We start from the raw sequence: 26,101 nt of genomic DNA, 5'->3' as shown, positions 1-26,101 counted from the left end.
GAGAGAAATACATATAAAAGGGGAATTAAATATGGGGCCTACGCAAGAGACTTATACAATTGTACGCTATCAATCTGGTACATTTTCAAAACAACTGGATGAGATTGTTACAGAATCTCCTATTACTATTAAATTAAATGGTGAAGAATATGTAACAGTTGTATGCACACCAAATTATATTGAAGATATGGTAATTGGTTTTTTAATTTCTGAAGGCATTATTGCTTCCTATAAAGATGTTGAAGAGCTATGGGTGCAAAAAGATAACGGAATTGTCCATGTAACATCATCAAAAGTAAATCCACTCTATCAAACTTTATATAATAAACGATACATCACTTCTTGCTGCGGAAAAGGTAGACAAGGTTTTATTTTCGTTAACGATGCAGCAAAAGCAAAAGATTTACATGATATACATGTAAAAATTACTCCTGAAGAATGCTTTTACTTAATGAATACTTTACAACAATCTTCCACTACCTTTCGCCAAACCGGCGGGGTTCACAATACCGCGCTATGTGATCGAAACAATATCCTCCTATCAAGAATGGATATCGGAAGACATAATGCATTAGATAAAATATATGGCCATTGTTTGCGCAACGATATATCTGTTAAAGGAAAAATCATTGCATTTAGTGGGCGTATTTCATCCGAAATTTTACTCAAAGTTTCAAAAATCGGATGTGAAATGGTTCTATCTAAATCCGCTCCAACAAAATTAGCATTACAACTCGCTCATGATTTAGGCATTACAGTCGTAGGATTTATTAGAAATGAATCTTGCAATATTTACACACATCCACATCGAATTGATGGTTATCAATCGAATAACTAAAATAACTCCTCGGTTGAGGAGTTATTTTAGTTATAAAAATGTAATATATTAAACACTTGAATAGTTAATGAAGTTAATATATAATTTCATTACATATTAAAAACAAAACATTGTAGCATATATCTTTTCATTCTTTTACAAATTAAAAGAGACTGTTAACAAAACGCATACACAATCTTATAGAAGTAATGGATTTATTTGATTTGAAATCGACCAAGGAGGTTATAACTATGGAAATTCGCTTATTAACGACAGAGGACGCAGAAATATATTTAAAAGTTTGTATGGAAGGTTTAACGAAGAACCCGGAAGCTTTTAGCTCTTCTTATGAAGATGTTCTTAAACATGAGGATCCTGTAGCTGCTATGGCAAAACGATTAAGCAATCCGGATAAGTATACTCTAGGGGTCTTCAAAGATAACGATTTAATCGGCATTTCTACTTTAGAAACAAAGCCTTTCATTAAACAAGAACATAAAGCTAAAATCGGTTCCGTTTTTGTTTCCCCAAAAGCGCGTGGCCTTGGAGCAGGACGAGCTCTAATTAAAGCAATTATTGAAAATGCCGATAAATTACATGTAGAACAACTTATGCTCGATGTTGTAGTTGGTAACGATGCGGCAAAAAAATTATATGAGTCATTAGGTTTCCAAACTTACGGCGTACAAGAACGTTCATTAAAACATAACGGTCAATATTGGGACGAGGAACATATGGTTCTATTCTTAAATGATTAATACTTCAATATAGTTAAAAGCACCTTTTGATTAAGAAAGGTGCTTTTTTCATTACAACAATGTAATCTTCATGTCACCTTTATCGATCGTACCAAACCTTTCCATTCCTTATACTAAAAGTATAAAGTGAAACTTTAATTAGTAAGGCATCAATTATGAAATGAACGTATAGCATTCAATTGATAGGTAGAGGAGAATGTGACATGAAACAAAACAAACGAGCTATGCTTTTAATATTTACTACAGCAATTGTAACTTCTGGGTTAGCAATTTTACCTTGGTTTATTATATAGAACTATTCCCCTAATAACGAAAAAAGCTTATTGCTTCTTAAGAAGCAATAAGCTTTTTTATATTATAAAATCCCCAAAATTTTATTTACACAACTTATAATAATAACCATAGATACGGCAATGCACATGACAACCGTATTACGATCTTGCTTTTCTTTTTTTGAAATTTCTTCTTTTGGATTCATGTGTATGATCTCCTTTTAAAAAAAGTGTGAGATAGGAAATTTTTCTTATCCGATGCGAGGTGAATACGAAAACCCTCTCTATCTCACATACACAATAGAATGGAATTGTCATTTTATAAATAAAATGACATGACGTTATGTCGCAACATAGGGTATTTTGTGTCGCTACGTTTTCTATTATAAAAAATAGTTGTGCAAAACTAGTGCATTTTTTATGTCAATTACTCTAAGCGAAAAATAACTCTTCGACTCAATCACATAAAAAGAGTTTTTTATTATTTTCATGTAAACTATACAAGTAGAATGAAAAGTTTGGGGTGCACAAGATTATGGTTAAAATTTTATTAGTAGACGATGAAGAACGCATGTTACGATTATTAGATTTGTTCTTAAGTCCTCGTGGCTATTTTTGTATGAAAGCTACCTCTGGTCTTGAAGCACTAAAGTTAATAGAACAAAAAGACTTCGATATTATTTTGTTAGATGTTATGATGCCGAATATGGATGGATGGGATACTTGCTATCAAATCCGTCAAATTTCCAACGTTCCAATTATTATGCTAACAGCTCGTAATCAAAATTACGATATGGTGAAAGGCCTCACTATGGGCGCGGATGACTATATTACAAAACCCTTTGATGAGCATGTATTAGTTGCACGCATTGAGGCTATATTACGCCGTACAAAGAAAGATGGATTTGTTAGCTTCAATGGTATCGAGTGGGATAAAACGAAACATACTGTCACAGTATATGATGAAAAAATCTCACTAACGCCTATCGAGTTTTCGTTACTTGGACTATTTTTACTAAATACAAACCGTGCTTATAGCCGAGATGATTTGATTGAAAAAATTTGGGGTTATGAAACAGACATTGAATATAGAACAATCGATTCACATATTCGCAATATCCGCGATAAATTACGTAAAAAAGGATTTCCAGTTGAAAATTACTTAGAAACTGTTTATAAAGTCGGATATAAATGGAAAAGTGAATAATTACTTCGGTCAGTGGACAATAGTATACCACTGACCCTTTATATGAAATAAGGTATGGTGAGAAAATGAGTAAACTTTCACTTAAAATTGGGACATACTTTTTAATATTAGCTTTATGTATTGAAACAATTGCTTTTGTATCTTTTTACAAAAGCATTTCAACAATGCGGATTGAGGAAGAAACACTTGCTCTTTTAGAAAAGGGTAATCGCTATAGTAGCATGATTAAAAACCGCGCCAAGTGGAATACATATTCTAAAGAAAAGAAACTCACAGAAAGCGCTGAACACAGTAAACGGCCTAAACGTGCTGTATACCCCGAGTTTGATATCAACACTGAAGCTGAACACTTAGTCGAATCAGAAGCAATTGCTAACTCTGATATAGCTATCATTATAACGGACGATAATGGCAAAGTCATTTCCACTTCAGAACCCGTAACAAAGGCAATGCAGAAACAACTTACTTGTAAAACAGAACCTATTCCAAAAGGCGGATTAATCGTCGAAAAGAACTGGAAAAAATCAAAATTCATCACAACGGTAAGCCCGCTGGAACTTCAAGGATTTCAAGGTAAGTTGTATATGTTATTAAAGACATCTTTCTTAGAAAATATGTTACTTAAACTCATGAATCAATTTCTTATCATTAGTGTTTTGACAATTATTTTAACGACTATTTCTGTCTTTGTTTTTTCTCGTGTTATTACAGAACCGCTTATAAAAATGAAGAGGGCAACAGAAAAAATGTCAAAATTAAATACACCAATTCAATTAGGGATTAAACGGAATGATGAGCTTGGCAGCTTAGCAAAAACGATTGAAGATTTATCTAGTGAACTGACTTATATGAAAAAAGAACGAAATGAATTTCTCGCTAGTGTTGCCCATGAACTATTAACTCCATTGACCTACATGAAAGGTTATGCGAAGGTAGCAAAGAGGGATTCTTTAACGAAAGAAGAGCGTGAAGAATACTTACAGATCATTGAGGATGAAACAGATAGTGTAACCGATCTCGTCCAAGATTTATTTATGCTAGTGCAATTAGAACAACATCAGTTTGTTATAAAAAAACAAAAAGTGATCCTTAAACCATTTTTAGAACGCATGGTTGAAAAAACAAAAACAACATTAACTAACAAACAAATGCAACTCCATGTATATTGCAAAGATGATTTAGAAGTTTGCATAGACGAAAGACGTATGGAACAAGTTATGTTAAATTTATTACACAATGCTTATCAACATTCGCTAGAAAACACATCTATTACGATACGTGTACTCACGGAAACAGATTCTTTTACAATAAATGTAGACGATGAAGGAGAAGGTATTCCTGAAGAAGATATCTCACATATTTTTGATCGTTTTTATCGTGTTGATAAATCCAGAACGAGAGCTACTGGAGGAAAAGGTATCGGGCTAGCTGTTGCAAAAGAAATTGTAGAATTGCATAACGGTTCCATCCTAGTAACAAGCCAATTAGGAGTAGGAACAAACTTTAGAATCGAGCTACCTTTTGAATAAGATGCGTGTGAAAACACCAGTAGTAGTAAACACTACTGGTGTTATTTTGTTCATAAAATCAGCTAATATAAGCTAAGCTTTTGAAATTATTCTTATTTCAATATAAAATAAAGGTACATTTGCAAAGATTTGGAGGGTGATATAATTGGATATCCATGTATTAACAAAAGACGAAGCAGAAATTTACTTAGAACTTCGTGTAGAAGGATTAAAGCAAAACCCTGAAGCTTTCAGCTCTTCTTATGAAGATATTATTAATAAAGAGTGTGCGATTGAATATAAAGCACAAAAATTAGCACAAGATGAAAACTATACGCTAGGTGCATTTAAAGATGGACAATTAATCGGAGTTGCAACGCTGGAAACGAAACCATATGTAAAACAAGAACATAAAGCTAAAATCGGTTCTGTATATGTGTCTCCAAAAGCACGCGGACTTGGAGCAGGAAAAGCACTTATTAAAGAATGTCTTGAACTTGCTAAATCTTTAGAAGTAGAACAAGTTATGCTTGATGTTGTTGTTGGCAACGATGGTGCGAAGAAACTTTATGAATCATTAGGTTTTAAAACATTCGGTGTACAAGAACGTTCACTGAAATATAACGGACAGTATTGGGACGAAGAGCATATGGTCTTATTCTTAGATGAAAATAAATAATAAAAAACATCCTCATGCTTGGAGGATGTTTTTTACTTTCTTGTATACCATGCCTTATGTAATAATTGAATCGCTTTCGCAATTTCGTCTTCTGATAAAATCGCAAACCCAAGTAAAACTACATTTTCAGGCGCAGTACCGTCTTTATAGTACGTAGAAACAGGATATATTTTAATACTATATTTTGCAGCTTCTTTAATTAGTTCTTCTTCTCGCATTCCATTATGCACTTGTAATAAAATGTGTAATCCAGAATCTTCTCCTATCACTTCAACACGATTAGAGAAATACTTCTCTATTTCAAAAACAAGTCGATCCCTCTTTTTTCGGTAAACGACACGCATTTTATGAATATGTTTTTCCCAATAGCCTTCATTTAAAAACCTTCTTATCACTTCTTGGTCCATTCTTGAAACACTTTGCGTATAAAATAAATATTCCTTTTGATACTTTTCAATTACATTCTTCGGTAATACTATATAACTCATCCGTAATGAGGGTAACAAAGCTTTTGATAGCGTCCCCATATAAATAACTTTCCCATCTGTATCCAACCCTTGCAGTGCCGGAATTGGCTTTCCTGAATAACGAAATTCACTATCGTAATCATCTTCAATAATATACCTGTCTTCTTCTTTCTTTGCCCATTGTAAAAGCTGCATCCTTCTCGTAATAGGCATAATCATTCCATATGGGAACTGATGAGAAGGAGTTACAAATACAACATTTGCATCGCTATTTTCTAAATCTGCCATACAAATTCCGTCCCTATCTAAAGACAACATTTGAACCTTCTTTTCTCCCTGCTCAAAAACGACCATTTTCCTATGATAACCTGGGTTTTCAACTGCATAATTACTTCCCTTCAACAACTGAAAAAGTAACTTCACTAATATTTGTGTTCCCGCCCCTAATACAATTTGACTAGCTGAACAACGCACACCTCTAGATTCATACAAATAGCTCGTAATTTCCTCCCTTAAGCTCAATTCTCCTTGAGGGTGTCCAAGAAAAAGCAACTCATTATTATGTGGCTGCCATACATCATTTATAAGCTTGCGGTACATAGTGAACGGAAAAGTATCCGTATCAACCCCTGTTTGGGTGAAATCAAATTTATAGTTCTCCTCCCGAAACGATACTTCTTCTACTTTCGCTTCGCTCCCTTCTACATAAATCATTTGTTCAATTTTACATACAAAATAACCTTTTCTCGATGCCGATTCAATATAACCTTCTGCAAGTAATTGCTCGTAAGCCGCTTCTACTGTGTTCTTACTCACTTGTAAATAGCTCGCCAGCTTTCTTTTAGCAGGTAATTTTGTAAAAGCCGGAATCGTTCCATCTTTAATCTCTTTTTTTATATACTCATACAATTGCACATACAATGCTATTTTACTTTTCGTATTTAAATTAGGCGTTAATTCTAACATAATATCTGACCCCTTAAAAAAACTAAAATCTGATACTTTTTACAGTACCAGAAGTTATATATAATTCCTTGTATCATGTCACACATAAAAAATCAAATACTCGAGAGGGGATGCATGATTATGAACAACAATAGACGGATTGGACTCATTATGATTATTTCAGGAGCTACCTTATGGGGATTATCTGGCCCGATGATTCAGTGGCTATTTCAACATACTAACGTATCATCAATTGATTTTTTAACAATTCGCTTGTTGCTTGCGGGAATATTTATTTTATCTTTCTTGCTTATAAAGAAACAAAACATATTTCAAATTTGGAAACATCCTAGACATTCTATACAACTTATTATTTTCTCTATTCTCGGCATGCTCGGTGCGCAATATGCCTTTATCGAAACAGTTCATATTAGTAATGCGGTCACAGCGACATTATTTCAATTTCTAGGTCCTGTTCTTATTACCATTTATGTCGCATTTGGACAAAGAAAATTCCCTGCTTCTATGCAACTACTCGCAATTATAACTGCCCTAACGGGAACGTACTTTATTATTACAAACGGTTCAATTGAAAATATTGTTTTATCGAAAGAAGCCATTATTTTCGGCCTATTAACAGCAATTGGCTTTGCATTTTATACCCTTCATCCAGCTTCTCTTATTAAAGAATGCGGAACAACTGTAGTAATTGGCTGGGGGATGTTAATCGGTGGCATTGCCCTGCTTATTTGTAATCGCTCATTTGAATGGAATCAGCTTTCACAAACTTTTACACCAAAAACTTTTTCTATGCTTATTCTTATCATCATAAGTGGCACTCTTTCTTTCCTCCTTTATATCGGTAGTCTGAAATATTTAGCAGCAACAGAAACGAGCATTTTATCTAGCATTGAACCACTTGTAGCTGCCATCGTTTCAATCGCTTGGCTAAATGAATCCTTTGGAGCATATCAATTATTAGGCGGCGTATGTATCGTTCTTTCTGTTATTTTCTTAACGATGCCGCAAAAGGAGAATGAACCTACCTTTTCAACTGAACAAATATAAAAAATGTCAAAAGAGGTCGTACAAAACTTACGACCTCTTTTTATACTTTAAAGGAATTGTCCCGCTTTCTAGCAAATACAATTACACTAACAATAAAAATTAGGAGTGTGACACCATGAAAAAAATTGGAACTATGCTACTTTTCTCTTTTCTCATCGCTGGATGCACACAAGCGCAACCTGATTCAGAAGCACCTAAAAAAGAAGCCATCGCAACGTCATCCACTCAAGTTAATGCACCTTCCTTCTTTCATCTTAGCGTTTTAAAAGATGTAAATTGGGAAGAAACACCCTCCTTCATACAAGAAAAAATACCTTTAAAAGGCATCGAAGAAAAAATCGCAATGGCTGATAGTCCTATTATCGCAAATGAAAAAAATGAAATGATGTGGTACTTTTTAGATCCTGAAATGCCAACTGGAAAACTATCTATTATTGCACTAAAACAAGGATCAATAACTCCAACACCCATACTCTTTCAACAAGAAACTTCCAAACCAACTTGGACTACTTCAAATACAATTGATTCTACTACAAACGAACTCCCTCTCACTATGTCACTACCTTCATCTGGATTATGGGTATTAAATATATATGTGAATGAAAAATATTATGATCAGTTTGTAATTACTGCTGAGTAAAGTGACAAAACTAAAACACTTTCTTACAACAATGTAAATTCTAAGTCGTATACTTCGATAGTGTAAGTATCTCTCTTCTCTTATACTTAAAGTAAGAAATGACACAAGGAGAGATGAGAGATGAGAGATGAAAAAAATGATAGAAGTGATCGTAGCAGTAACTGAGGTTTTAGTAAATGGTAAACAAGTTGCAATGGAATTAAATAAATAGTGAAGACACACAAATAAATAATTTTACACTTCTTCATTATTTTGATTTCTTATCTCAAAAAAGCAGTGCCTTTTTAGGCACTGCTTTTAGCTATTAATAACTTGGTATTTTCATAATTTGCGCCACACCTGAATCAATGGCTGCTTTCGCTACAGCTTCCGCAACACTTGGAACAACTCTTTTATCTAACGGATTCGGGATTACATAATTCGCATTACGTTCTTCGTCCGTAATGATGTTAGCGATTCCATATGCTGCCGCTAATTTCATCTCTTCTGTAATATCAGTCGCACGCACATCTAACGCACCACGGAATATCCCTGGGAACGCCAATACATTATTTACTTGATTCGCATAATCCGAGCGCCCGGTTCCTACTACAGCTGCCCCAGCCTCTAATGCATCCTCTGGGAAGATTTCTGGAATTGGATTCGCCATTGCAAACACAATCGCTTTCTCATTCATCGTCTTTACAAGTTCTTTCGTTAATACGTTAGGCGCAGATACGCCAATAAAGATATCAGCCTGATGAATCGCTTCTTTTAACGTTCCACGCACATATTCTCGATTTGTCTTCTTTGAAACTTCAATTTGCGCTTCGTTCATCCATGTTTCACCTTCACAAACAATACCTTCTAAGCTAACTAACGTAATGTGTTTTGCACCAGCTTTTAATAATAATTTTCCAATTGCAATTCCTGCCGAACCCGCACCGTTAATAACAATTTTCACATTATCCATTTGTTTACTTACAACTTTTAATGCATTAATAACAGCTGCTAAGACGACAATAGCTGTTCCATGTTGATCATCATGGAATACAGGGATATTCGTTTCTTCATTTAATCGTTTTTCAATTTCAAAGCAACGTGGTGCTGCAATATCTTCTAAATTAATACCTGCAAATGTAGGTTCTAAATTTTTCACAAGGGTAACGATTTCATCCACATTCGTCGTCCCTAAACATAACGGGAAAGCATCTACATTCGCAAACTTTTTAAATAAAATACTTTTCCCTTCCATAACAGGCATAGCCGCTTTCGGTCCAATATTCCCTAAACCAAGTACTGCTGTTCCATCTGAAACAACTGCAACCATATTCCCTCTCGCTGTATAGTCATACGCTGTTTCTTCATCTGCTGCAATTGCTTTGCAAGACTCCGCTACACCTGGTGTATAAGTCAGGCTTAAATCATCCGCTGTATTAACTTCTACTTTACTTGTAATCTCAATTTTCCCTACCAACTCTTTATGCAATAACAATGATCTTTCATTAATTTGATTTTCTAACATACTTATAATCTCCCCTTAATTTGACAAGCTAGCTATATGAATATAGCTAGCTTGTTTGATCATGAAAACATTGTTAATAAGATTGTCGCTGTTACAACCATTGCTGCCCCGCCTAAACGCGTCGAAATTTGTGCGAAAGGCATTAATTCCATACGATTTGAAGCTGATAAAATAGCAACATCTCCAGTACCACCTAAACCACTATGACATCCAGTTACAATCGCTGATTCAACTGGATACATTTTCATCACTTTTCCTATAAGAAAACCTGATGCTACCATTGTAAGAACAACCGATGCACAAACAACAACATATCCTACAGAAAGAACTGCTGCTACGTCTTTTAACGGAATATATAGCAATCCTAATCCGACCATTAACGGCCAAGTTAAGTTCTTTGAAATAAATTTATATAAATGGAATGCTCCTTGCTCCATTTTTGCTGGCATTAGTTTAAAGTATTTCACAAGTGCTGCTGAGAAAATCATAATGATTGCCCCAGGAATACCGATGAACTTAGAAGCAAATCCTCCGAAGATGAAGAACGTACATGCGATTAATAAACCTGCTCCCATTAATGAGAAATCAATTGGCTTCTCTGTATTTTGTTCTTTTAATAATTCTGCTTGATTGTCTGTTTTCACTAATACACCATTACCACTAAGCTCAGGTCTCTTCTCACCTAAACGCTTCATATACCCTGCACTCACGATTGCAAACATATTCCCAATAATAGCTGCTGGAATAAGCTGTGATACGAATGTTGCTGATGATTCATTTAAAATGTCACTGTACGCTAGTGACAATGGTAAAATCCCTTCTCCAATACCACCACTTACAATTGGTACGATAATAAAGAAGAATGTATGCTTCATTTCAAACCCGAATAGTGAACCGACCAATAATCCTACTGCTACAGAAGCTAACGTCCCTACTACTAAAGGAATAAACATACGAACGAAACCTTGTACTAACACTTTACGGTTCATTCCTAAAATACTTCCGACTACTAAACAAGAAATATATAAATATAAAAAGTTCGATTTTTTCATTAACATAGTCGCAGCTTCCATTGAAGCTGGATTCATCCAGTTAAAAAATACAAGTAATGATGGAATAAATAATGAGAGAATTGCTGGACCACCGATATTTTTTAAAATTGGAATTCTCATTCCAATGTCACCTAAGAAAATACCCATAATCATAATAACTGCAAAACCACCAATCATATCTGCTGGTAATTTATTATATACAGATGCCCCATAAATAATAGCAGCCAATACTACATATAACGGTAAAGGTATAACACCGATTTTAACGTTCATAATTTTAGAAGCGAAAGATTCACTTTTCAATTCATTTCCTTCAGCGAATGATACCGCTTCCACATTCTTTTGAATTCCCATATGGCACCCCCTTGTTTTCTTAATAACAATATTAAAACGCTTTCAATAGTAAAAATAGTTTTTGTAAGTTTTGTAATTGGTTTTGTAATTAAAAAAAGTATAAGCGACTTATAATAAGTCGCTTATACGTAAAAACCTATTTTATTTTGATCAACACATCTTAATTTACTTACAGGTCTTCCCACATGCTGATACACCATTTCGTTTTCTAACACTCCAATTTCAGTCAAAAACATTACATACTTTCGAATAGAAACTCTTGAAATTCCTACTAATTGTGCCATTTCATCTGTTGTAAACGCTCGTCCATTCAGCGACTCGATCTTCTGCCAAATTAATTGCAACGTTTGCTTCGTTAATCCTTTCGGGAGCTCTTTAGTGACAGTAGGCTCTCTTTTTTCTTTTTGTAAAATTAACGAATCTAATTCCGATTGACTAATTTTTTGTTGTTCTTTCATGAAAGTAAGTTTTTCTCGATATATAGTTAATGCATCTTTAAATCGTTCAAATGTAAATGGTTTAATTAAATAATCTACTACGCCATATTGTAATGCTTTTTTAATACTCCCCATATCATGTACAGCTGAAATCATCATAATATCGATTTCTTTTTCTTGATTCCGAATATACATTAAAAGCTCAAACCCAGTCTCTTCAGGCATAAAAATATCAAGTAATACTAAATCTACTCGTGATTCCTCTAATACTTCTATAGCTTCTTTAACGGAGTTAACTGCTTGAACAAGTTCAAATCCTCCTACTTGCTCTAAATAATGCGTATTTAACATTGCTACCATCGGGTCATCTTCTACAATTAAAACTTTAATCATATTTGCCTCTCATCCCTACCTTTAGGTATTTCAATTGTTATCGTTGTTCCCTTTCCTACTAATGAATGCATATGAATTTCCCCATTTATTCGCTGTATACTTTCTTTTACAAGATACAAACCATAACCGCGGTTATCTCCCTTTGTGGAATAACCTTTCGTAAATAATACCCCTATTTCTTCTTGTATACCTTTTCCCGTATCTTGTACTGTAATGGTTAATGTATCCCCATATTGTATCTCAACTTCAACTTGCTTCTTTTCACAATTCGTCACTGCCTCAAATGCATTATCAATTAAATTTCCGACAATCGTAATCAGTTCATGAGTAATACTTTCATCATCCATTTCCGGCATGTAAGAGTCTTCACTTATGATTAATTTTATATTTTTTTCTCTAGCATAGCTAAGCTTTCCAAGTAAAAAGCCAGCAAATACTGGACTTTTTATTCTTTTCATAACCCCACCAATTTCATATTGATGCTCTGATACCATACCGCTTATATACTTCTGTAATTCTTCATACTGCTTCATATGTGTAAGCCCTAATACGACATGCATTTTATTCATAAATTCATGCGATTGTGCCCGTAATGCTTCCGCATATAGCCTAATACCAGTTAATTCTTCTGCTAATTTTCTAATCTCTGTTTTATCACGAAATGTTGCAATTGCACCAACTATTTCTCCTTTTACATATAAAGGAACACGATTCGTCACAATCGTAATTCCATAAATATTTTGTTCTTCGTTTAATTGTACCTCTCCCGTTTGTAATACTTCTTTTATACGTGAATTAGGCATATACAACTCAACATCTTTACCGATAAAATCTTCTTCAAGACCACTTTTCTTAAACAATCGTTTTGCCTCATTATTTATTAAAGTTACATTTGCTTCTTTATCTACAGCAATAATACCTTCCTTTACAGATTGTAGCATCGTATTTCTTTCTTCAAGAATTTTCGCTATCCTGTGAGGTTCAAGACCGAATAAACTTTTCTTTATATGTCTAGCTAGCAATATTGCTCCTATAATTCCGACTAGTACTCCAACTCCGACACCAATGTAAATGATATGTCTACTTTCCTTAACTCTCTCTTTTACATTATCTGCTGAAATACCAACGGCCACCGCTCCAAGTTGTTCACCTGTTTCAGAAAATACAGGTACAAACACTCGCATTGAAATACCTAAAGTTCCTTCTGCCAGCGATACATGTTCCTTTCCTTTCAATGCAGGCCCTTCATCTCCCCCAATAAAATGATGGCCTATTTTTTGAGGATTTGGATGTGATTTTCTTATTCCATTCATGTCCATAACTACAATAAATTGAACACCTGTGTTTTTTAATATTCTATTTGTATACGTTTGGATTGCAGAAGTATCTGCCTTCCCAATCAAACCATCGATTACAATTGAATCATTCGCCACAATGTGTGCAATTGTTTTTGCTTTCTCTGCTTGGCTATCCTCCGTCGTCCGTTCTACATTATGACCAATTAATATGTCTGTCACAAGTAAAGAAAAAATTACAACTGTACAAACTAACAATGTAATCGTTTTCCATAAATTCCATAGACTTTTTCTTTTTTTCATCCCGTTAATGACTCCCCTAATTGCTGAATAGAAAAATAAGTAAGGTGAAAATAATATCACCTTACTTATCTGCTGTTATTATACTTTAAATTTACTAGTCATCGCTTGTAGTTCTTCGGCCATCCCAGCTAAGTTTTGCGAAGCTGAACTAATTTCTTCCATTGAATTCACTTGTTCTTCTGTTGAAGCAGCAACACTTTGCATACTAGCTGTATTTTCTTCTGCAGCCGCTGCAATTTCATCAATAGCATTTGTCACTTCATTTGCATCTCCAGCAATTCTCTTCGTTGTTTCTACCATTTGATTCACTTGAGAAACAATATGTGTAGTAGAACTTAAAATTTCCGTAAAACTTGCTTTCGTTTTTGTTACAACATCAAGGCCTTGTTGAACTTCTCCATTCACATTATCCATCGCCTTAACAGTATGTTCAATATCCGCCTTAATTTCTGCAATTAAATTTGCAATCTCTCCAGATGATTCTCCTGATTGCTCCGCTAATTTTCTAACCTCATCAGCTACAATAGCAAACCCTCGGCCCTGTTCACCTGCTCTTGCCGCTTCAATAGCCGCATTTAAAGCTAATAAGTTCGTTTGAGTAGCGATGTTTTGAATCGCTTCAGAAATAGCTCCTACCTGCTTTGATTTCTCATCAAGAAGTTTAATAATAGCATCTGATTCGGATACCGATCTAGAAATAGATTGCATTTGTTTTGCTGTTTGTTCAACCAATTCTTCTCCTTCTTCAGCTCTTTCTCTCGCATGTAATGAGGAGATAGAAATTGATTCCGCGCTTCCAGTTACATCTTGAATTGCTGTATTTACTTGTTGTAATGTAGCCGCACCTTCTTCAACACCTTGACTTTGTGATTCAGCCCCACCTGATACTTGTTCCATTGCAATTGTAATTTGATCTGTCGCATCATTTGCTTGCTGTACGCTCGCTGTTAACTCTTCAGCCGATGCAGCGACATGTTCTGCTGAAAAACTAATTTGAGTAATCACATCTTGTAAAGAGGCAGACATTTCATTAAATGAATTCCCTAATTTTCCTATATCATCCTTGGAATGGATTATAATTTTCTCTGTCAAATCTCCCTTACTAATTTTATGTGCCGAGTCAGCTATTTTTCTTAATGGTCTTGTAATAGACTTTGTAATGAAATAAATTAATACACTACCAAATACAATAGCGATAGCAATGACAATCAAAGTCTTATAAAACACTGGATTCGCAGCTTGGGTAATTTCTTCGTCGAACATAACTCCAACTACTTTCCATCCTGTTTTTTCATTTGTTGCAAAGATTAAATTCTTTTTATCACCTTGTTCTGTATAAGACACATTTCCTTGTTTTTCTTCATAAATTGGTTTAATCCACGGATCAGTAACTTTTGCACCTGGTTTTCTAGATGGATGACTAACAATTTGCTTATTTTGATCTAGAATAACTGCATAACCTTTTTCACCAATGTTAATCATTTTAGAAATTTTTAAGATGTTATCTAAATTTAAGTTAATTCCTATAACACCTTTACCATCTTTTACTTCTTTAGCAATTGTCACTACCATATTTTTAGTAGATGCTGATTGATATGGTGCAGTAACAATTACTTTCCCTTTATTTTCATGTGCTTCTTTATACCAAGATCTATCTGTTGGATTATATCCATCAGCCATTTGGATAAATGGTTCTCTTATAAACTTTCCCGTCTGTGTTCCAATATAAATACCTTCTACTTCTGGATGGAGTTTTATATATTGCGCTAACTTCGTTCTTACTATTTCTTCTTGTCCGTTTGGATATGTATCCTCTGTTAAGACGTCTGCAAAGTACGCCGCATCAACAAATTTCTCTTCTATATTTTGAGAAATAACAGTATTTAAAACAGAAATATTTTCCTTTGCTTTACCTGTAATTTGTTGTTCAAAATTTGTTTTGGCAGTTTGATATGAAACACCACCGATAATAAGTCCTGGTATAGTTAAAATAAGAAAAAATGAAATGATTAATTTTTTCTTGATACTCATACATTTAACCCAGTTAAATATTTTTTGCATAATAAGCCTCCTTTATGTAATGTGAATACTTGTGTAATTTTATACAATTAACATATATAAAACAATATATAATGATAACATGTAATTTTTTTGTCAATTATGCATTTTTACATATTCACTACTTCTAAAGATTTAATCATAAAAAATAAGAGAACTTCAGCTTATATAATAAGCTGAAGTTCTCTTATTTCTTAACAAAAAACACCCACAAAAAAACCTCTTACAATTCCTTACATCTCTTTCCTTACTAATTGCTTTTCACATAACTAATCGCCTGACTACCCATTTGTATCCATGCCTTTTCAAAGCTCTCTCTCGATACTTTTACATCTAAGCTATCATCGAGAGGATCTCGAATATACACAAATTCCTTATCGTATCCAATCAGTACAACACAATGTTCATTATACGTAATAGAGACATCTCCGCTATTTGTTTCCCATGTAATAAATTCATCTTCATCTAGTGGCGCAAATGTTGCATTTGTAATCATAACTACCGGTTTTCCTGCTTTTACACTCTTATATATTTCCTCTATACTCTTCCCTGTTAAATCCACAGCTTTATTAGGTAAATACTTTTTCGCTAATTGAAAAAGTGGCCCATGATATACACCATATCCAGATTCAGAAAAGGTATAAATGTTCCCAACAAATCCTTCATTCGGATTCCCACGTACACCATCGTTCATAAAATCAACTTTCTTTATTTCATTTGCTAATTTCATCTTATCCACTGTAATGCCTGCATATTGTAACATCATCGCTAAGCTAGTCACTTCACAGCCTCTATCTAGTTCTGGTAATTGCTGAATTAAAGGTACATTCGATAAGATGACCTTTTCATCATTATTATTAAAATCTGCTTCTTTTCCGCTTTGTATATTGAAGAATGTTAACTTCTCCACATACTTTGTAATTCCATTTGTATATACATTCCATACTGCTATAGCTAGTAAAGCCATACATATATACCACTTCCATCTCCGTATCACTCTCACGCCCTTTTTAGTTCGTTAAATAAGAATAAAACGCGTCAGCATCCGTGCGAATCACCGGTACAAAATTTAGTTCTTTTCCTTTTTCAGGCTGATCTTTTTTTATTTTTTCTGCTAATTCTTGAACGTTCATATTCGTTTTATCCATATTAAGCTCATTTGCCATTTGTAACACTTTTTGTTCATTAATTTCGCTTAATACTTGATATATATCTTTACCATACAAATCAATATGATATTTTTTTGCTTCTTCCTGCACTTTTTGTTCGTACACTTCTTGCGCTAACGTTTCTATCTCTTTTCCTTTTTGTGAAATACCTAACTTCCCTGCTTCCTCTCTTACTTTCGTTCCATAGATTTCTTCCGCAATGTCTTCTATTTCTTTTCCATTTGTCGAAATGCCTAATTTATCCGCTTCATCATTAATTTTAATCGTATTAATTTGATCAATTAAATTTACAATCGTTGTATTCTCTATAGATATGCCTAGCTTTAACGCTTCTTGCTTCACTTTTGTTTCATAGATTTCTTCTGAAAGAGTTCCAACGTCTTTTCCTTCAATCGAAATTCCTAACTGTTCAGCTTCTCTTCCTATTTCCGTCTCATGAATTTCTTTTTCTAGCGTAATTTGTTCTTTCCCTTCCGTTTCAATACCTAGATTCTCCGCCTTTTCTTCTGTATGCACCGCATGTATCTTCCCATTATTTAATTGTTCTTTACTGCGCTGCGTGTAATTTGTCTTTCCTTGTGATGTTTCAGAAGGAGAGGCACCCCCTAATATGCTTAAGCTCATTACTCCAATAGTGAATACCGTCATCATTTTCTTTTTCAAAATTAATTCCTCCCTCTTACACTTTCTTTTCCATCATTCCCTATACATAATCGAAATAACATTATGATCGATATAATCTGCTCAAATACCTTTTTATAATCGCTTCTTCATAGGGCGAACTTTCTGTATATCATACATGTTATAAATAGTTTCTTAACTTTCCCTTAAAAAAAGACGACCTTGTAAAAACAAGATCGTCTTCTCACTTATATTCTTTGGTTTTTAGGGAAATTCACTTCAAAACAAGTACCCTCTCCCCATTTGCTCTCTACTAATATTTTCCCATAATGCTTTTCTACAATCCAATTTGCGATTGAAAGGCCTAATCCCGCTCCTTCTGACGCACTTCTCGCTTTATCCCCTTGATAAAAACGATCAAATAATTTTGGGATGTCCTCATCTTTAACCCCTATCCCGTCATCTTTCACCCTTATACGAATTGAGCTGCTCGTTTGCATACAATCGATTTGAATATGTCCGCCCCCATTTGTATACTTCATCGCATTATCTAACAATATGACCATCATTTGATGAATTCTCTCTCTATCACCTATAAATGATATGTCATGTTCTACTTTCAATATCATCTCTTTTTCTTGATAGGAAGCAATTTCCTTATATGGATCTACTATTTCTTCTAACAATTTATCCATTTCAAATGTTTTCTTATCCATCTCAATTTGATTAGAATCCGAACGTGCTAACAATAATAAATTAGTTACAAGCTTAGATAACCGTCTACACTCCTTTGAAATCGTAGAAATATCCATCGCTTTTTCTTCTATTGTCGCAGATGGTGACTGGAATAACACATCCGTTTTTGATTGAATAACCGCAAGTGGTGTCCTTAATTCATGCGATGCATCCGAAACGAATTGCTGCTGTTTTTCCCACGAATTTTGAATGGGTACGAGTGCCTTGCCGGCTAAGAAAAAGCCGATGCCTATTGCACATAAACTTCCTACACTACAACCTATCACAAGAATTAAAAATAAAGTATTTAACATTTCTTTTTCAGCTGTTATATCGCGTACGATTTGAACTATTTTTGTATCTTGTTGAAATGCAAACGTTCTAAAATATTGCCCTGGCACTTCTATATCTTGCAAAGTTCCTAATTTCTTTGGAGAAAACTTTTCCAAATTATCTTCAAAGATAAAACGGCGTTTGCCGTTTTCAATACCTATCTCCACTGTGTTTCCAAGCCAAGTTAACTCCGTTATCCTTGGATCCCCAATCGGAGGATATCCCCTAATTTTTTTAGGTAGTTTTTTATCATCTAAATTCTTTCTATGCTGAACGGATTTTCCTATCGATTTATCTACTTCATTATAAATACGATTATATGTGTATGAATAAATGATACTGCCTAATACACCTATCAAGATAATAAATACTAATGAATTCAATATAGTCAATCGAATGCGTGTTTTCTGAAACATGCTTCCCTTTTTCATTGTTCTTTTAATATATATCCAATACCTCGAACAGTTTGAATATCTTTCTGATAACCGAATGGCTCTAATTTTTTACGTAAATGATGTACATATACTTCTACAATTGCTACTGTCGTATCTGAATCAAATCCCCAAACACGATCAAAAATTTGTTCACGCATTAAAATCTTTCCGCTATTTTGAACAAGGTACTCTAAAAGCTCATATTGTTTTAATGTTAGCTTCATACTTTGTCCATCTACTTGAACATCTTTATCTTTTCCGAACAGTTCAATCCCTTTATAGCGAATGGTCTGCTTTGTTGTTAGACTACCACTTCTTCGTAACAACGCACGAATTCTTGCTTTTAATTCTGGAGCCTGAAACGGCTTAACGATATAGTCATCTCCACCAAAATCTAAGCCTTTCACTCGATCTTCTAGAGAGTCTCTCGCTGTCAAAAATAGGACTGGTGTTTCAATTTTTTCATCACGTATTTTTTGAATTACTTCAAAACCGTCCATTTCTGGCATCATCACATCAAGCAAAATGGCATCATATATATTTTGTAACGCTAGAAATAATCCATCTTCCCCATTCAATGCTGTATCTACTTCAAATTCATCGCGTAATATTTGGACAATAGACTCTAATAAAGAAGCATTATCTTCTACTACGAGTAAGCGCATATTCTCACCTTCCACCATATTGTTCAATCCTATTTATAATTACATTTTAACGTTTTTCTCAATATAAAATTTGAAAGATTTATTATAAAAATTCTTTCTTAAATTTTTCTTAATAAAAAATTGAAAGAAATAAGATTCCCCTTATCTCTTTCAACTTTTTACTACGTATACCTTTTTACTCGGCAATTCTAAACAATTTAACTGGCCACCATATACAGCACCGCCATCAATCCCTATAATACGATTACTCCCAAAATACACGCTGCAATTCTCACTACCATGAAGCGTTTTTGTTTCCGTATGACCAAATACAACAACCTTTTCACCACTATACCCACTATGAAACTCATTACGTATCCATATTAACGTATATGGTTCACATTCCGAAACTCGCTTCAATGGCTCAATACCGGCATGTACAAATATATACTCTTCTGTTTCAACATAATGAGCTAATTTTTGAATAAACTTTACATGTTCCTCTAAAACATGCGATTGTAAAATGGGTTTTTGGAAGGCTTCTTCATTAACTACAATATCTTCTTCTACAAAGCCATAGCTGTATAAAGTCTTATCTCCACCATTCCTTTTTACCCAATGATTCCATGAACGTTCCTCATCTGTCGTTAACGCTTTAATCATCATATCTTCATGATTGCCCTTTAGAACGAAGGCCCCCTCTTCTTTTAACTCTTTTACCTTTTCAATTACAGCACGCGCATTTGGACCACGATCTACATAATCTCCCAGTAAAATTAATTGATCCTGTCTTACATCATATTGAGCTTCTTCCAATAACCGTTCGAACTTTTCTATCTCTCCATGAATATCACTAATAACAAGAATTCTTTTCATATTATCCCCTTCTTTCTAAACCACTCTCTTTCTAATTATAGTTCAAAACAACAGAAATTTCTGAATCCACATTCGAAATCACATTTATTACAAATAAAACGATTGTCCTTACAACAATGTAAGTCTCTTGTCATCCAATTCGATAGTTGCAAGTGCTATATTTCCTTATACTAAAAGTAAGAAATGAAACAAAAAACAAGGAGAGATGAGACATGAAAAAAGTGATGGAAGTTGTAGTAGCGGTGGCAGAGGTTTTCGTAAATGGCAAACAAGTTGCAATGGAGTTAAACAAATAATGAAAAGGACAAGATTCATTCTAGACCCTTTACTCATATAAAAGGGATAAGACTTCTTCATTTTTTTGATCCCTTATCTCCTTGTAAAGAAAACCGCATCCTGAAAAAGGATGCGGTTTTCTTTTATTTTTGACTCGTACGAGCTGAAATACTAATTGCTCTATCAGTTGCTTTTGCAGCTTCATCTAACGCTTCTTTACTATTCTTTCCGTCATACATTGCTTCTAATGCTTTTACCACTGCATCTCGTGATTCTGGGAATACACTAATTAATGCTCCTTGAGTTGCTGGAGATTGCTTCGTCGCTTGTAATTGTTCCACTGTTACTTTTAGCTGTGGATATTTTTCATATTGCTCTTTTACTAATGGTTCATTGTATGCATCTGGATTAATAGAGAAATAGCCTGTTGCAGTATGCCATTTTGCTTGTACGTCTGGCTTCGTTAAATATTTCATAAAGTCCCAAGCACCTTGTTGCGTATCTTCTGAAACCATATTCGTCATCCATAATGATGCTCCGCCAATAACAACACCATTTTGTTTCGAATCCTCTGGATATGGAATATATGACACGCCTACATTAAACTTAGATGCATCAATTAAGTCGCGAACACCAGCTGAAGAATCTAAATACATAGCAACTTGTCCAGATTGGAACGCGGCACGAATATCATCCCAACTTGCTCCATACTTTCCAAGTGCGCCAGCTTTATTTAAATCATCTAACATTCCAAATACTTTTTGTCCTTCTTTACCGTTAAATACCGCCTTCTTTGCAGCATCTTTGCGGCCGTTTTCGTTATCTACATATAAAGCACCTTGTGTCGCTAACAATTCTTCAAAGAACCAACCATAATTCAGCATGGAGAATCCATATTGTTTTACATTTCCGCCTTCTTTGATCGTTAACTTTTTCGCTGCTTCTTGTAATTCCGCATATGTTTGTGGGGCTTTCTCTGGATCTAAGCCCGCCTTTGCAAAAGCATCTTTATTATAAATTAATACTGGTGTAGATGAATTAAATGGCATAGAATACATTTTTCCATCAACTGAATAATAATTTGTAATTGCTTTTTCCAATTTTGAGGTATCGTACTTATCTTTTTTTATCCAACTATCAATTGGCGTAATCTTTTTGCTATCAATCATATATTTTGTTGTAATTTCACTCGACTGAACAAGAGCTGGCGCTTCTTTCGTAGCAGACATCGTTCTAAATTTCGTTAAAGACTCTTCATATGTCCCTTGGAACTCTGCCTTTATCTCGTATTTATTCTGTGATTTATTATAGTCTGCAACAAGCCCATCTAGTACGCCTTGTGTTTTTCCACCCATCGCATGCCAAAAACGAATTACAGTCTTATCACCATTTTTTTCAACTGGTGCTACTTTTGCCTGCGCTTCAGATTTCCCCTCCGTTTTACTACTTGAACAAGCGGCACTAGATAATGCCATTGTTGCTGCCATTAATAGAGCAGCACCTTTTTTAACTAAACTCATTTTAATCTCACCTTCTCTTAGTTATTTAATTGCACCTTTTGTTAATCCTTGTTGTAATTGCTTTTGCCCTACAAATAGTAAAATCAGTGTTGGAATGACAATAACCGTAACACCGGCCATTACGCTTCCCCAATCAGTTGCAACTTCTTGAGACTGAAGCTGCTTTACACCAATTTGAACTGTTCTTACTTTTTCATCAGTGGTCACTAAGAGTGGCCATAAGTACATATTCCATGTTGTTAAAAAACTATATACTCCAAGCGTAATAAAACTCGTTTTACAATACGGAATTACGACGCTAAATAAAAACCTTACATTTCCAATCCCTTCAATAAAGGCTGCTTCTTTCAGTTCATTCGGAAGCGTCATAAAATGTTGACGTAACAAGAAAATACCGAAAGCTGTTGCAAAAAACGGCACTGTCATCCCAGCAAAGCTATTGATCCAACCGAAGTTTTGAATCGTTAAAAAGTTCGGTACCATCGTTGCTTCCCACGGAATAAGCATCGTTGAAATAAACAGGAAGAAAATAAGGTTTCTTCCTTTAAACTGTAGAAAGACAAAAGCATAAGCCGCTAAGCTTGATACGATAAGTTGTCCAATCATAACGACTGTCGATACAACTAAACTGTTGTACAAGTATGTCAAAAGCGGTACTTTTTGAAAAATATTAATAAAATTATCGAAAGTAAATTGGGTCGGAAATAGCCTTCTCATTTGAATATCATCTGGTGTCATAAAGCTTATTAAAAATGCATAGAGTACAGGAAAAAACACCATTACTGCACTAATAATGAGCAGCATGTATAATAGGAAATTTTGTTTCCACTGTTTAACGATCATTTATAATGCACCTTTCTCTCAGCAAACTTGAATTGAAGTAATGTAGCAATGAAAATGAAAACAAATAATATCATCGCTTGTGCACTTGCTGTTCCAAATTGATGATTCACAAACGCCTCTTTATAAATCGAATATACAATTAAATTCGTTGCATCATTTGGTCCACCGTGCGTTAAAATGTCAATTTGTCCAAAGCTTTGGAACGCACTAATTAACGTTACTGTCACGATAAAGAATAAAGTTGGTGATAGCATCGGTAATGTAACACGGCGAAGCTTATATAAATAGCTAGCGCCATCTATAGATGCACTCTCATATAAAGACGTATCAATATTTTGTAAACCACCTAATATAACTAAAAATGCAAATCCTGTATTCACCCAAACCGTTGTAACCGATACAGAGAACAATGCCCAATCTGGACTCGTTAACCATGCGATTGCAGGTAGATTCATAGAGGCTAATATATTATTAAATAACCCGACACTTGGATGAAATAAAAATAGCCAAATCACCGCACTAGCAGCTACTGATATTCCCATAGTGGAAGAAAATAACACACGGAATAACCCAATACCTCTTACTTTTCCATTTGCAATCAATGCAAGAAATAAAGCGAATATAATACTCGTAGGCACTGTATATACAACAAATAATAAAGTTGACTTTATGCTTTTGTAGAAAGCAGGATCAGAAAATAAGTATTGATAATTTTCTAAGCCAACAAAAAGATTAGCTTCTCCGTGTATATCTGTTAAATAAAAGCTATAGTAAATCGTCCTAAATAATGGATAAAAAAGAAAAATCGAAAATAGCAAAATAGCTGGCGCCAAAAATAATAATCCTATTCTTAAATCTTTCGTTTTACTCCATAAATTCTTCTTTTTTGACACTTTTGTTTGTGCTGGTAACTTGCCTACCTCAATCATTATTTCGCCACCACTTTCAACTCTTCTTCAGCTACCACTTTTAATCGTTCATTCGTATTTTGGTGAAAGAAGCATAACTTATCTTGCGAGAATAATAATTTTACTTTGTCACCTTTTTTCAGGAGTAGCTGTCCAATGACTTTTGCACTCCAAGTTATTCCACTTACCGCGAAATTTAATATAGATTCGTTCCCTAATACTTCTACAGATTGTAACGTGACTTCTTGCCCTTCCTCAGACAGTTCAATATGTTCAGGACGCATGCCTATTCGAATTGTTCCTTCTGGTAATTGCTTTAACAGTCCATTAGATAATGGAATTTGCAATTGCCCTATATGTAATACGCCTTTTTCTTTGTCCATTTCTCCATCATTTATATTCATCGAAGGAGACCCTATAAAGCTTGCAACAAATTCATTCGCTGGTTCGTTATATATATCAAGCGGTGTTCCAACTTGCTGTATGCTTCCTTTATTTAAGACCATGATACGATCTCCCATAGTCATCGCTTCTATTTGATCGTGAGTAACGTAAATCATTGTAATTCCTAACCGTTGCTGAATTTCTCTAATTTCAATCCTCATTTGCGCACGTAATTTCGCATCTAAATTCGAAAGTGGTTCATCCATTAAACAAATTGGTGCTTGACTCACGATCGCCCTAGCAAGCGCAACACGCTGTCTTTGTCCCCCTGATAATTGTCCTGGCTTCATTTTTACATACTCTTTCAGTCCTACCATTTCAATTGCTTCCATTAATCGCTTTTGTCGCTCTTCTTTTTGTACTTTTCTTACCTTAAGTCCGAATAAAATGTTTTCTTCTACAGATAAGTGTGGATATAGCGCATAATTTTGAAATACCATTGATAGATTACGGTCTTTCGGCTCTAAATCATTTGCAACATGTTCATTAATAATTAAATCCCCCGAAGAAATCTCTTCTAAGCCAGCAATCATTCGTAATAGTGTACTTTTCCCACATCCTGAAGGTCCAACTAAAACAAAAAACTCGCCCTTTTTAATGTGAACCGATACACCTTTAACCGCTGTCTCTTCCGCATTTTTATACACCTTTGAAACATTTTTCAATTCAATCACAAGATTGCACTCCTTTTTTCTTCGTGTATCCATACTTCATAATGACTCGTTGAAATTGCACTTGCTCCTGCACGAATAGCAATTTCCGCATCTTCTCGTGTTTGAATCAGTCCGCCTGCAATAATAGGAAATTCTATTTCCTCTGCTAACTGCTTAATAATGGAAGGCATAATACCAGGCATAATCTCTACCGCATTCGGTTTAGTCGTTTTACAATTCTCAATTGATTTTGTAAGAGATAAAGTATCAACAATAAAAATGCGTTGAATCGTTTTTAATCCAATTTTATTAGCATTTCGAATTGTCGAACCTTTTGTTGAAATAATACCCTGCGCCCCGATAACATCTTGAATATACAAAAGAGCTTCCTCTGTATTTGTATTTAAACCTTGTATAAAATCACAATGAAGAAATACATCATGTCCATGCTTCTGTAATTCATATACACGCTCTGGTAACTCCAGCATTGAACCAGTCATAAGAAAAACTGTTTTCGGTAATTTTTTGTATGTTTTGTACCCTTTCCAATCTTTTATCATCGCAATATAAGGTTCTTTAAACATTAATTCCACCTAGCTTTTCTATTTTTATCCAAACTAAAAACACCTACTTACATAGAACACCTTTCTCCTTATTTGAACTCTAGGAAATAGAGCACACCTAAGAAAGTGGCACGTTATATGTAAGCGGGTGTTCTCAAATGTTCTCTACCCTAGTTATTCTGTTACCTTTACTATATTACGCATTTATTAAGTCAGTTTTGATAGATTGTTAATTAGATGTTAATCGAATGTTAATATTCACCATATTTTTTTAACAATAATCTAAATATACGAATGAATCCCAACAGCAAACAACTATTTTCAA

Annotated in this window: 24 protein-coding genes and 1 pseudogene; 7 read left to right on the top strand and 18 right to left on the bottom strand. The window is 34.4% G+C overall.

Annotated elements, in window-relative coordinates:
- Window positions 1-31: 31 nt before the first annotated feature.
- Window positions 32-838, top strand: coding sequence for a formate dehydrogenase accessory sulfurtransferase FdhD (gene fdhD, locus J0835_RS03060; protein ID WP_000529227.1), 807 nt, complete (start codon window positions 32-34; stop codon window positions 836-838).
- A 230-nt stretch (window positions 839-1,068) separates the two neighbouring features.
- Window positions 1,069-1,575 (top strand): GNAT family N-acetyltransferase, encoded by a 507-nt coding sequence (locus tag J0835_RS03055; protein WP_000405878.1) that lies wholly within the window; start codon window positions 1,069-1,071, stop codon window positions 1,573-1,575.
- A 355-nt stretch (window positions 1,576-1,930) separates the two neighbouring features.
- Here the strand turns inward: J0835_RS03055 and J0835_RS03050 are convergent, their stop codons facing one another.
- Window positions 1,931-2,053 (bottom strand): hypothetical protein, encoded by a 123-nt coding sequence (locus J0835_RS03050; protein ID WP_001068388.1) that lies wholly within the window; start codon window positions 2,051-2,053, stop codon window positions 1,931-1,933.
- A 329-nt stretch (window positions 2,054-2,382) separates the two neighbouring features.
- Between J0835_RS03050 and J0835_RS03045 the strand changes: the two genes are divergently transcribed.
- The 3 genes from J0835_RS03045 to J0835_RS03035 all read left to right on the top strand — a co-directional run bounded on the left by J0835_RS03045 (window position 2,383) and on the right by J0835_RS03035 (window position 5,241).
- Complete coding sequence (locus J0835_RS03045) at window positions 2,383-3,054, top strand: response regulator transcription factor (RefSeq protein ID WP_063261618.1); 672 nt, start codon at window positions 2,383-2,385, stop codon at window positions 3,052-3,054.
- 65 nt (window positions 3,055-3,119) lie between these two features.
- Window positions 3,120-4,583 carry a sensor histidine kinase gene (locus J0835_RS03040; RefSeq protein ID WP_087979383.1) on the top strand — a complete coding sequence of 488 codons (1,464 nt, stop codon included), beginning with the start codon at window positions 3,120-3,122 and terminating at the stop codon, window positions 4,581-4,583.
- Window positions 4,584-4,728: 145 nt separating this feature from the next.
- Window positions 4,729-5,241 (top strand): GNAT family N-acetyltransferase, encoded by a 513-nt coding sequence (locus J0835_RS03035; protein WP_000351216.1) that lies wholly within the window; start codon window positions 4,729-4,731, stop codon window positions 5,239-5,241.
- 32 nt (window positions 5,242-5,273) lie between these two features.
- Here the strand turns inward: J0835_RS03035 and pdxR are convergent, their stop codons facing one another.
- On the bottom strand, window positions 5,274-6,674 hold the full coding sequence (gene pdxR / locus J0835_RS03030) for a MocR-like pyridoxine biosynthesis transcription factor PdxR (RefSeq protein WP_087979382.1): 1,401 nt from the start codon (window positions 6,672-6,674) through the stop codon (window positions 5,274-5,276).
- A gap of 120 nt (window positions 6,675-6,794) precedes the next feature.
- On the opposite strand from pdxR, the gene J0835_RS03025 reads away from it, so the two are divergent.
- The gene (locus J0835_RS03025; RefSeq protein ID WP_087979381.1) at window positions 6,795-7,721 is read left to right on the top strand and encodes a DMT family transporter; all 927 of its coding nucleotides are present in this window, start codon (window positions 6,795-6,797) and stop codon (window positions 7,719-7,721) included.
- A 115-nt stretch (window positions 7,722-7,836) separates the two neighbouring features.
- The gene (locus J0835_RS03020) at window positions 7,837-8,361 is read left to right on the top strand and encodes a DUF4871 domain-containing protein (RefSeq protein WP_087979380.1); all 525 of its coding nucleotides are present in this window, start codon (window positions 7,837-7,839) and stop codon (window positions 8,359-8,361) included.
- A gap of 304 nt (window positions 8,362-8,665) precedes the next feature.
- Here the strand turns inward: J0835_RS03020 and J0835_RS03015 are convergent, their stop codons facing one another.
- The 16 genes and pseudogenes from J0835_RS03015 to J0835_RS02945 form a co-directional block, all read right to left on the bottom strand.
- Window positions 8,666-9,865: an NAD(P)-dependent malic enzyme gene (locus tag J0835_RS03015; protein ID WP_087979379.1), complete on the bottom strand. Its 1,200-nt coding sequence runs from the start codon at window positions 9,863-9,865 to the stop codon at window positions 8,666-8,668.
- Window positions 9,866-9,924: 59 nt separating this feature from the next.
- The gene (locus tag J0835_RS03010) at window positions 9,925-11,271 is read right to left on the bottom strand and encodes a 2-hydroxycarboxylate transporter family protein (RefSeq protein WP_000512714.1); all 1,347 of its coding nucleotides are present in this window, start codon (window positions 11,269-11,271) and stop codon (window positions 9,925-9,927) included.
- A gap of 122 nt (window positions 11,272-11,393) precedes the next feature.
- Window positions 11,394-12,101 (bottom strand): response regulator, encoded by a 708-nt coding sequence (locus tag J0835_RS03005; RefSeq protein ID WP_087979378.1) that lies wholly within the window; start codon window positions 12,099-12,101, stop codon window positions 11,394-11,396.
- On the bottom strand, window positions 12,098-13,699 hold the full coding sequence (locus tag J0835_RS03000) for a sensor histidine kinase (RefSeq protein WP_087979377.1): 1,602 nt from the start codon (window positions 13,697-13,699) through the stop codon (window positions 12,098-12,100). Before J0835_RS03000 ends, J0835_RS03005 begins: the two co-directional genes overlap by 4 nt.
- Window positions 13,700-13,777: 78 nt before the next feature.
- Window positions 13,778-14,596, bottom strand: coding sequence for a methyl-accepting chemotaxis protein (locus tag J0835_RS29150; RefSeq protein ID WP_422495032.1), 819 nt, complete (start codon window positions 14,594-14,596; stop codon window positions 13,778-13,780).
- A 120-nt stretch (window positions 14,597-14,716) separates the two neighbouring features.
- Window positions 14,717-15,730, bottom strand: a pseudogene (locus tag J0835_RS29145) (HAMP domain-containing protein); the annotation flags it as partial.
- A gap of 277 nt (window positions 15,731-16,007) precedes the next feature.
- On the bottom strand, window positions 16,008-16,754 hold the full coding sequence (locus tag J0835_RS02990) for a C39 family peptidase (protein WP_140386663.1): 747 nt from the start codon (window positions 16,752-16,754) through the stop codon (window positions 16,008-16,010).
- Window positions 16,755-16,767: 13 nt separating this feature from the next.
- The gene (locus J0835_RS02985; RefSeq protein ID WP_087979374.1) at window positions 16,768-17,589 is read right to left on the bottom strand and encodes a transporter; all 822 of its coding nucleotides are present in this window, start codon (window positions 17,587-17,589) and stop codon (window positions 16,768-16,770) included.
- Between the two features lie 206 nt (window positions 17,590-17,795).
- Window positions 17,796-19,031 (bottom strand): sensor histidine kinase, encoded by a 1,236-nt coding sequence (locus J0835_RS02980; RefSeq protein WP_140386662.1) that lies wholly within the window; start codon window positions 19,029-19,031, stop codon window positions 17,796-17,798.
- 11 nt (window positions 19,032-19,042) lie between these two features.
- The gene (locus J0835_RS02975; protein ID WP_001238626.1) at window positions 19,043-19,714 is read right to left on the bottom strand and encodes a response regulator transcription factor; all 672 of its coding nucleotides are present in this window, start codon (window positions 19,712-19,714) and stop codon (window positions 19,043-19,045) included.
- Window positions 19,715-19,864: 150 nt separating this feature from the next.
- A complete protein-coding gene (locus J0835_RS02970) occupies window positions 19,865-20,569 on the bottom strand; it encodes a metallophosphoesterase family protein (RefSeq protein WP_087979372.1) in 705 nt (234 codons plus the stop codon).
- 419 nt (window positions 20,570-20,988) lie between these two features.
- Window positions 20,989-22,365, bottom strand: coding sequence for an ABC transporter substrate-binding protein (locus tag J0835_RS02965; protein WP_087979371.1), 1,377 nt, complete (start codon window positions 22,363-22,365; stop codon window positions 20,989-20,991).
- Window positions 22,366-22,386: 21 nt separating this feature from the next.
- A complete protein-coding gene (locus tag J0835_RS02960; RefSeq protein ID WP_064477144.1) occupies window positions 22,387-23,208 on the bottom strand; it encodes a carbohydrate ABC transporter permease in 822 nt (273 codons plus the stop codon).
- Window positions 23,205-24,137, bottom strand: a complete 933-nt coding sequence (locus tag J0835_RS02955; RefSeq protein ID WP_087979370.1) for a carbohydrate ABC transporter permease — start codon at window positions 24,135-24,137, stop codon at window positions 23,205-23,207. The genes J0835_RS02960 and J0835_RS02955 overlap by 4 nt, the downstream gene beginning before the upstream one ends.
- A complete protein-coding gene (locus J0835_RS02950; protein WP_140386661.1) occupies window positions 24,137-25,234 on the bottom strand; it encodes an ABC transporter ATP-binding protein in 1,098 nt (365 codons plus the stop codon). The genes J0835_RS02955 and J0835_RS02950 overlap by 1 nt, the downstream gene beginning before the upstream one ends.
- Entirely contained in the window at window positions 25,231-25,797 is a 567-nt protein-coding gene (locus tag J0835_RS02945) for a glycerol-3-phosphate responsive antiterminator (RefSeq protein ID WP_000472007.1), read from the bottom strand. Before J0835_RS02945 ends, J0835_RS02950 begins: the two co-directional genes overlap by 4 nt.
- Between the last annotated feature and the right edge of the window lie 304 nt (window positions 25,798-26,101).

It is taken from the genome of Bacillus cereus group sp. Sample62 (assembly GCF_036851315.1).
Taxonomy (GTDB): domain Bacteria; phylum Bacillota; class Bacilli; order Bacillales; family Bacillaceae_G; genus Bacillus_A; species Bacillus_A wiedmannii.
Note: the sequence above shows the minus strand (reverse complement) of the source record. Positions and strands in the feature narration are given on the sequence as shown.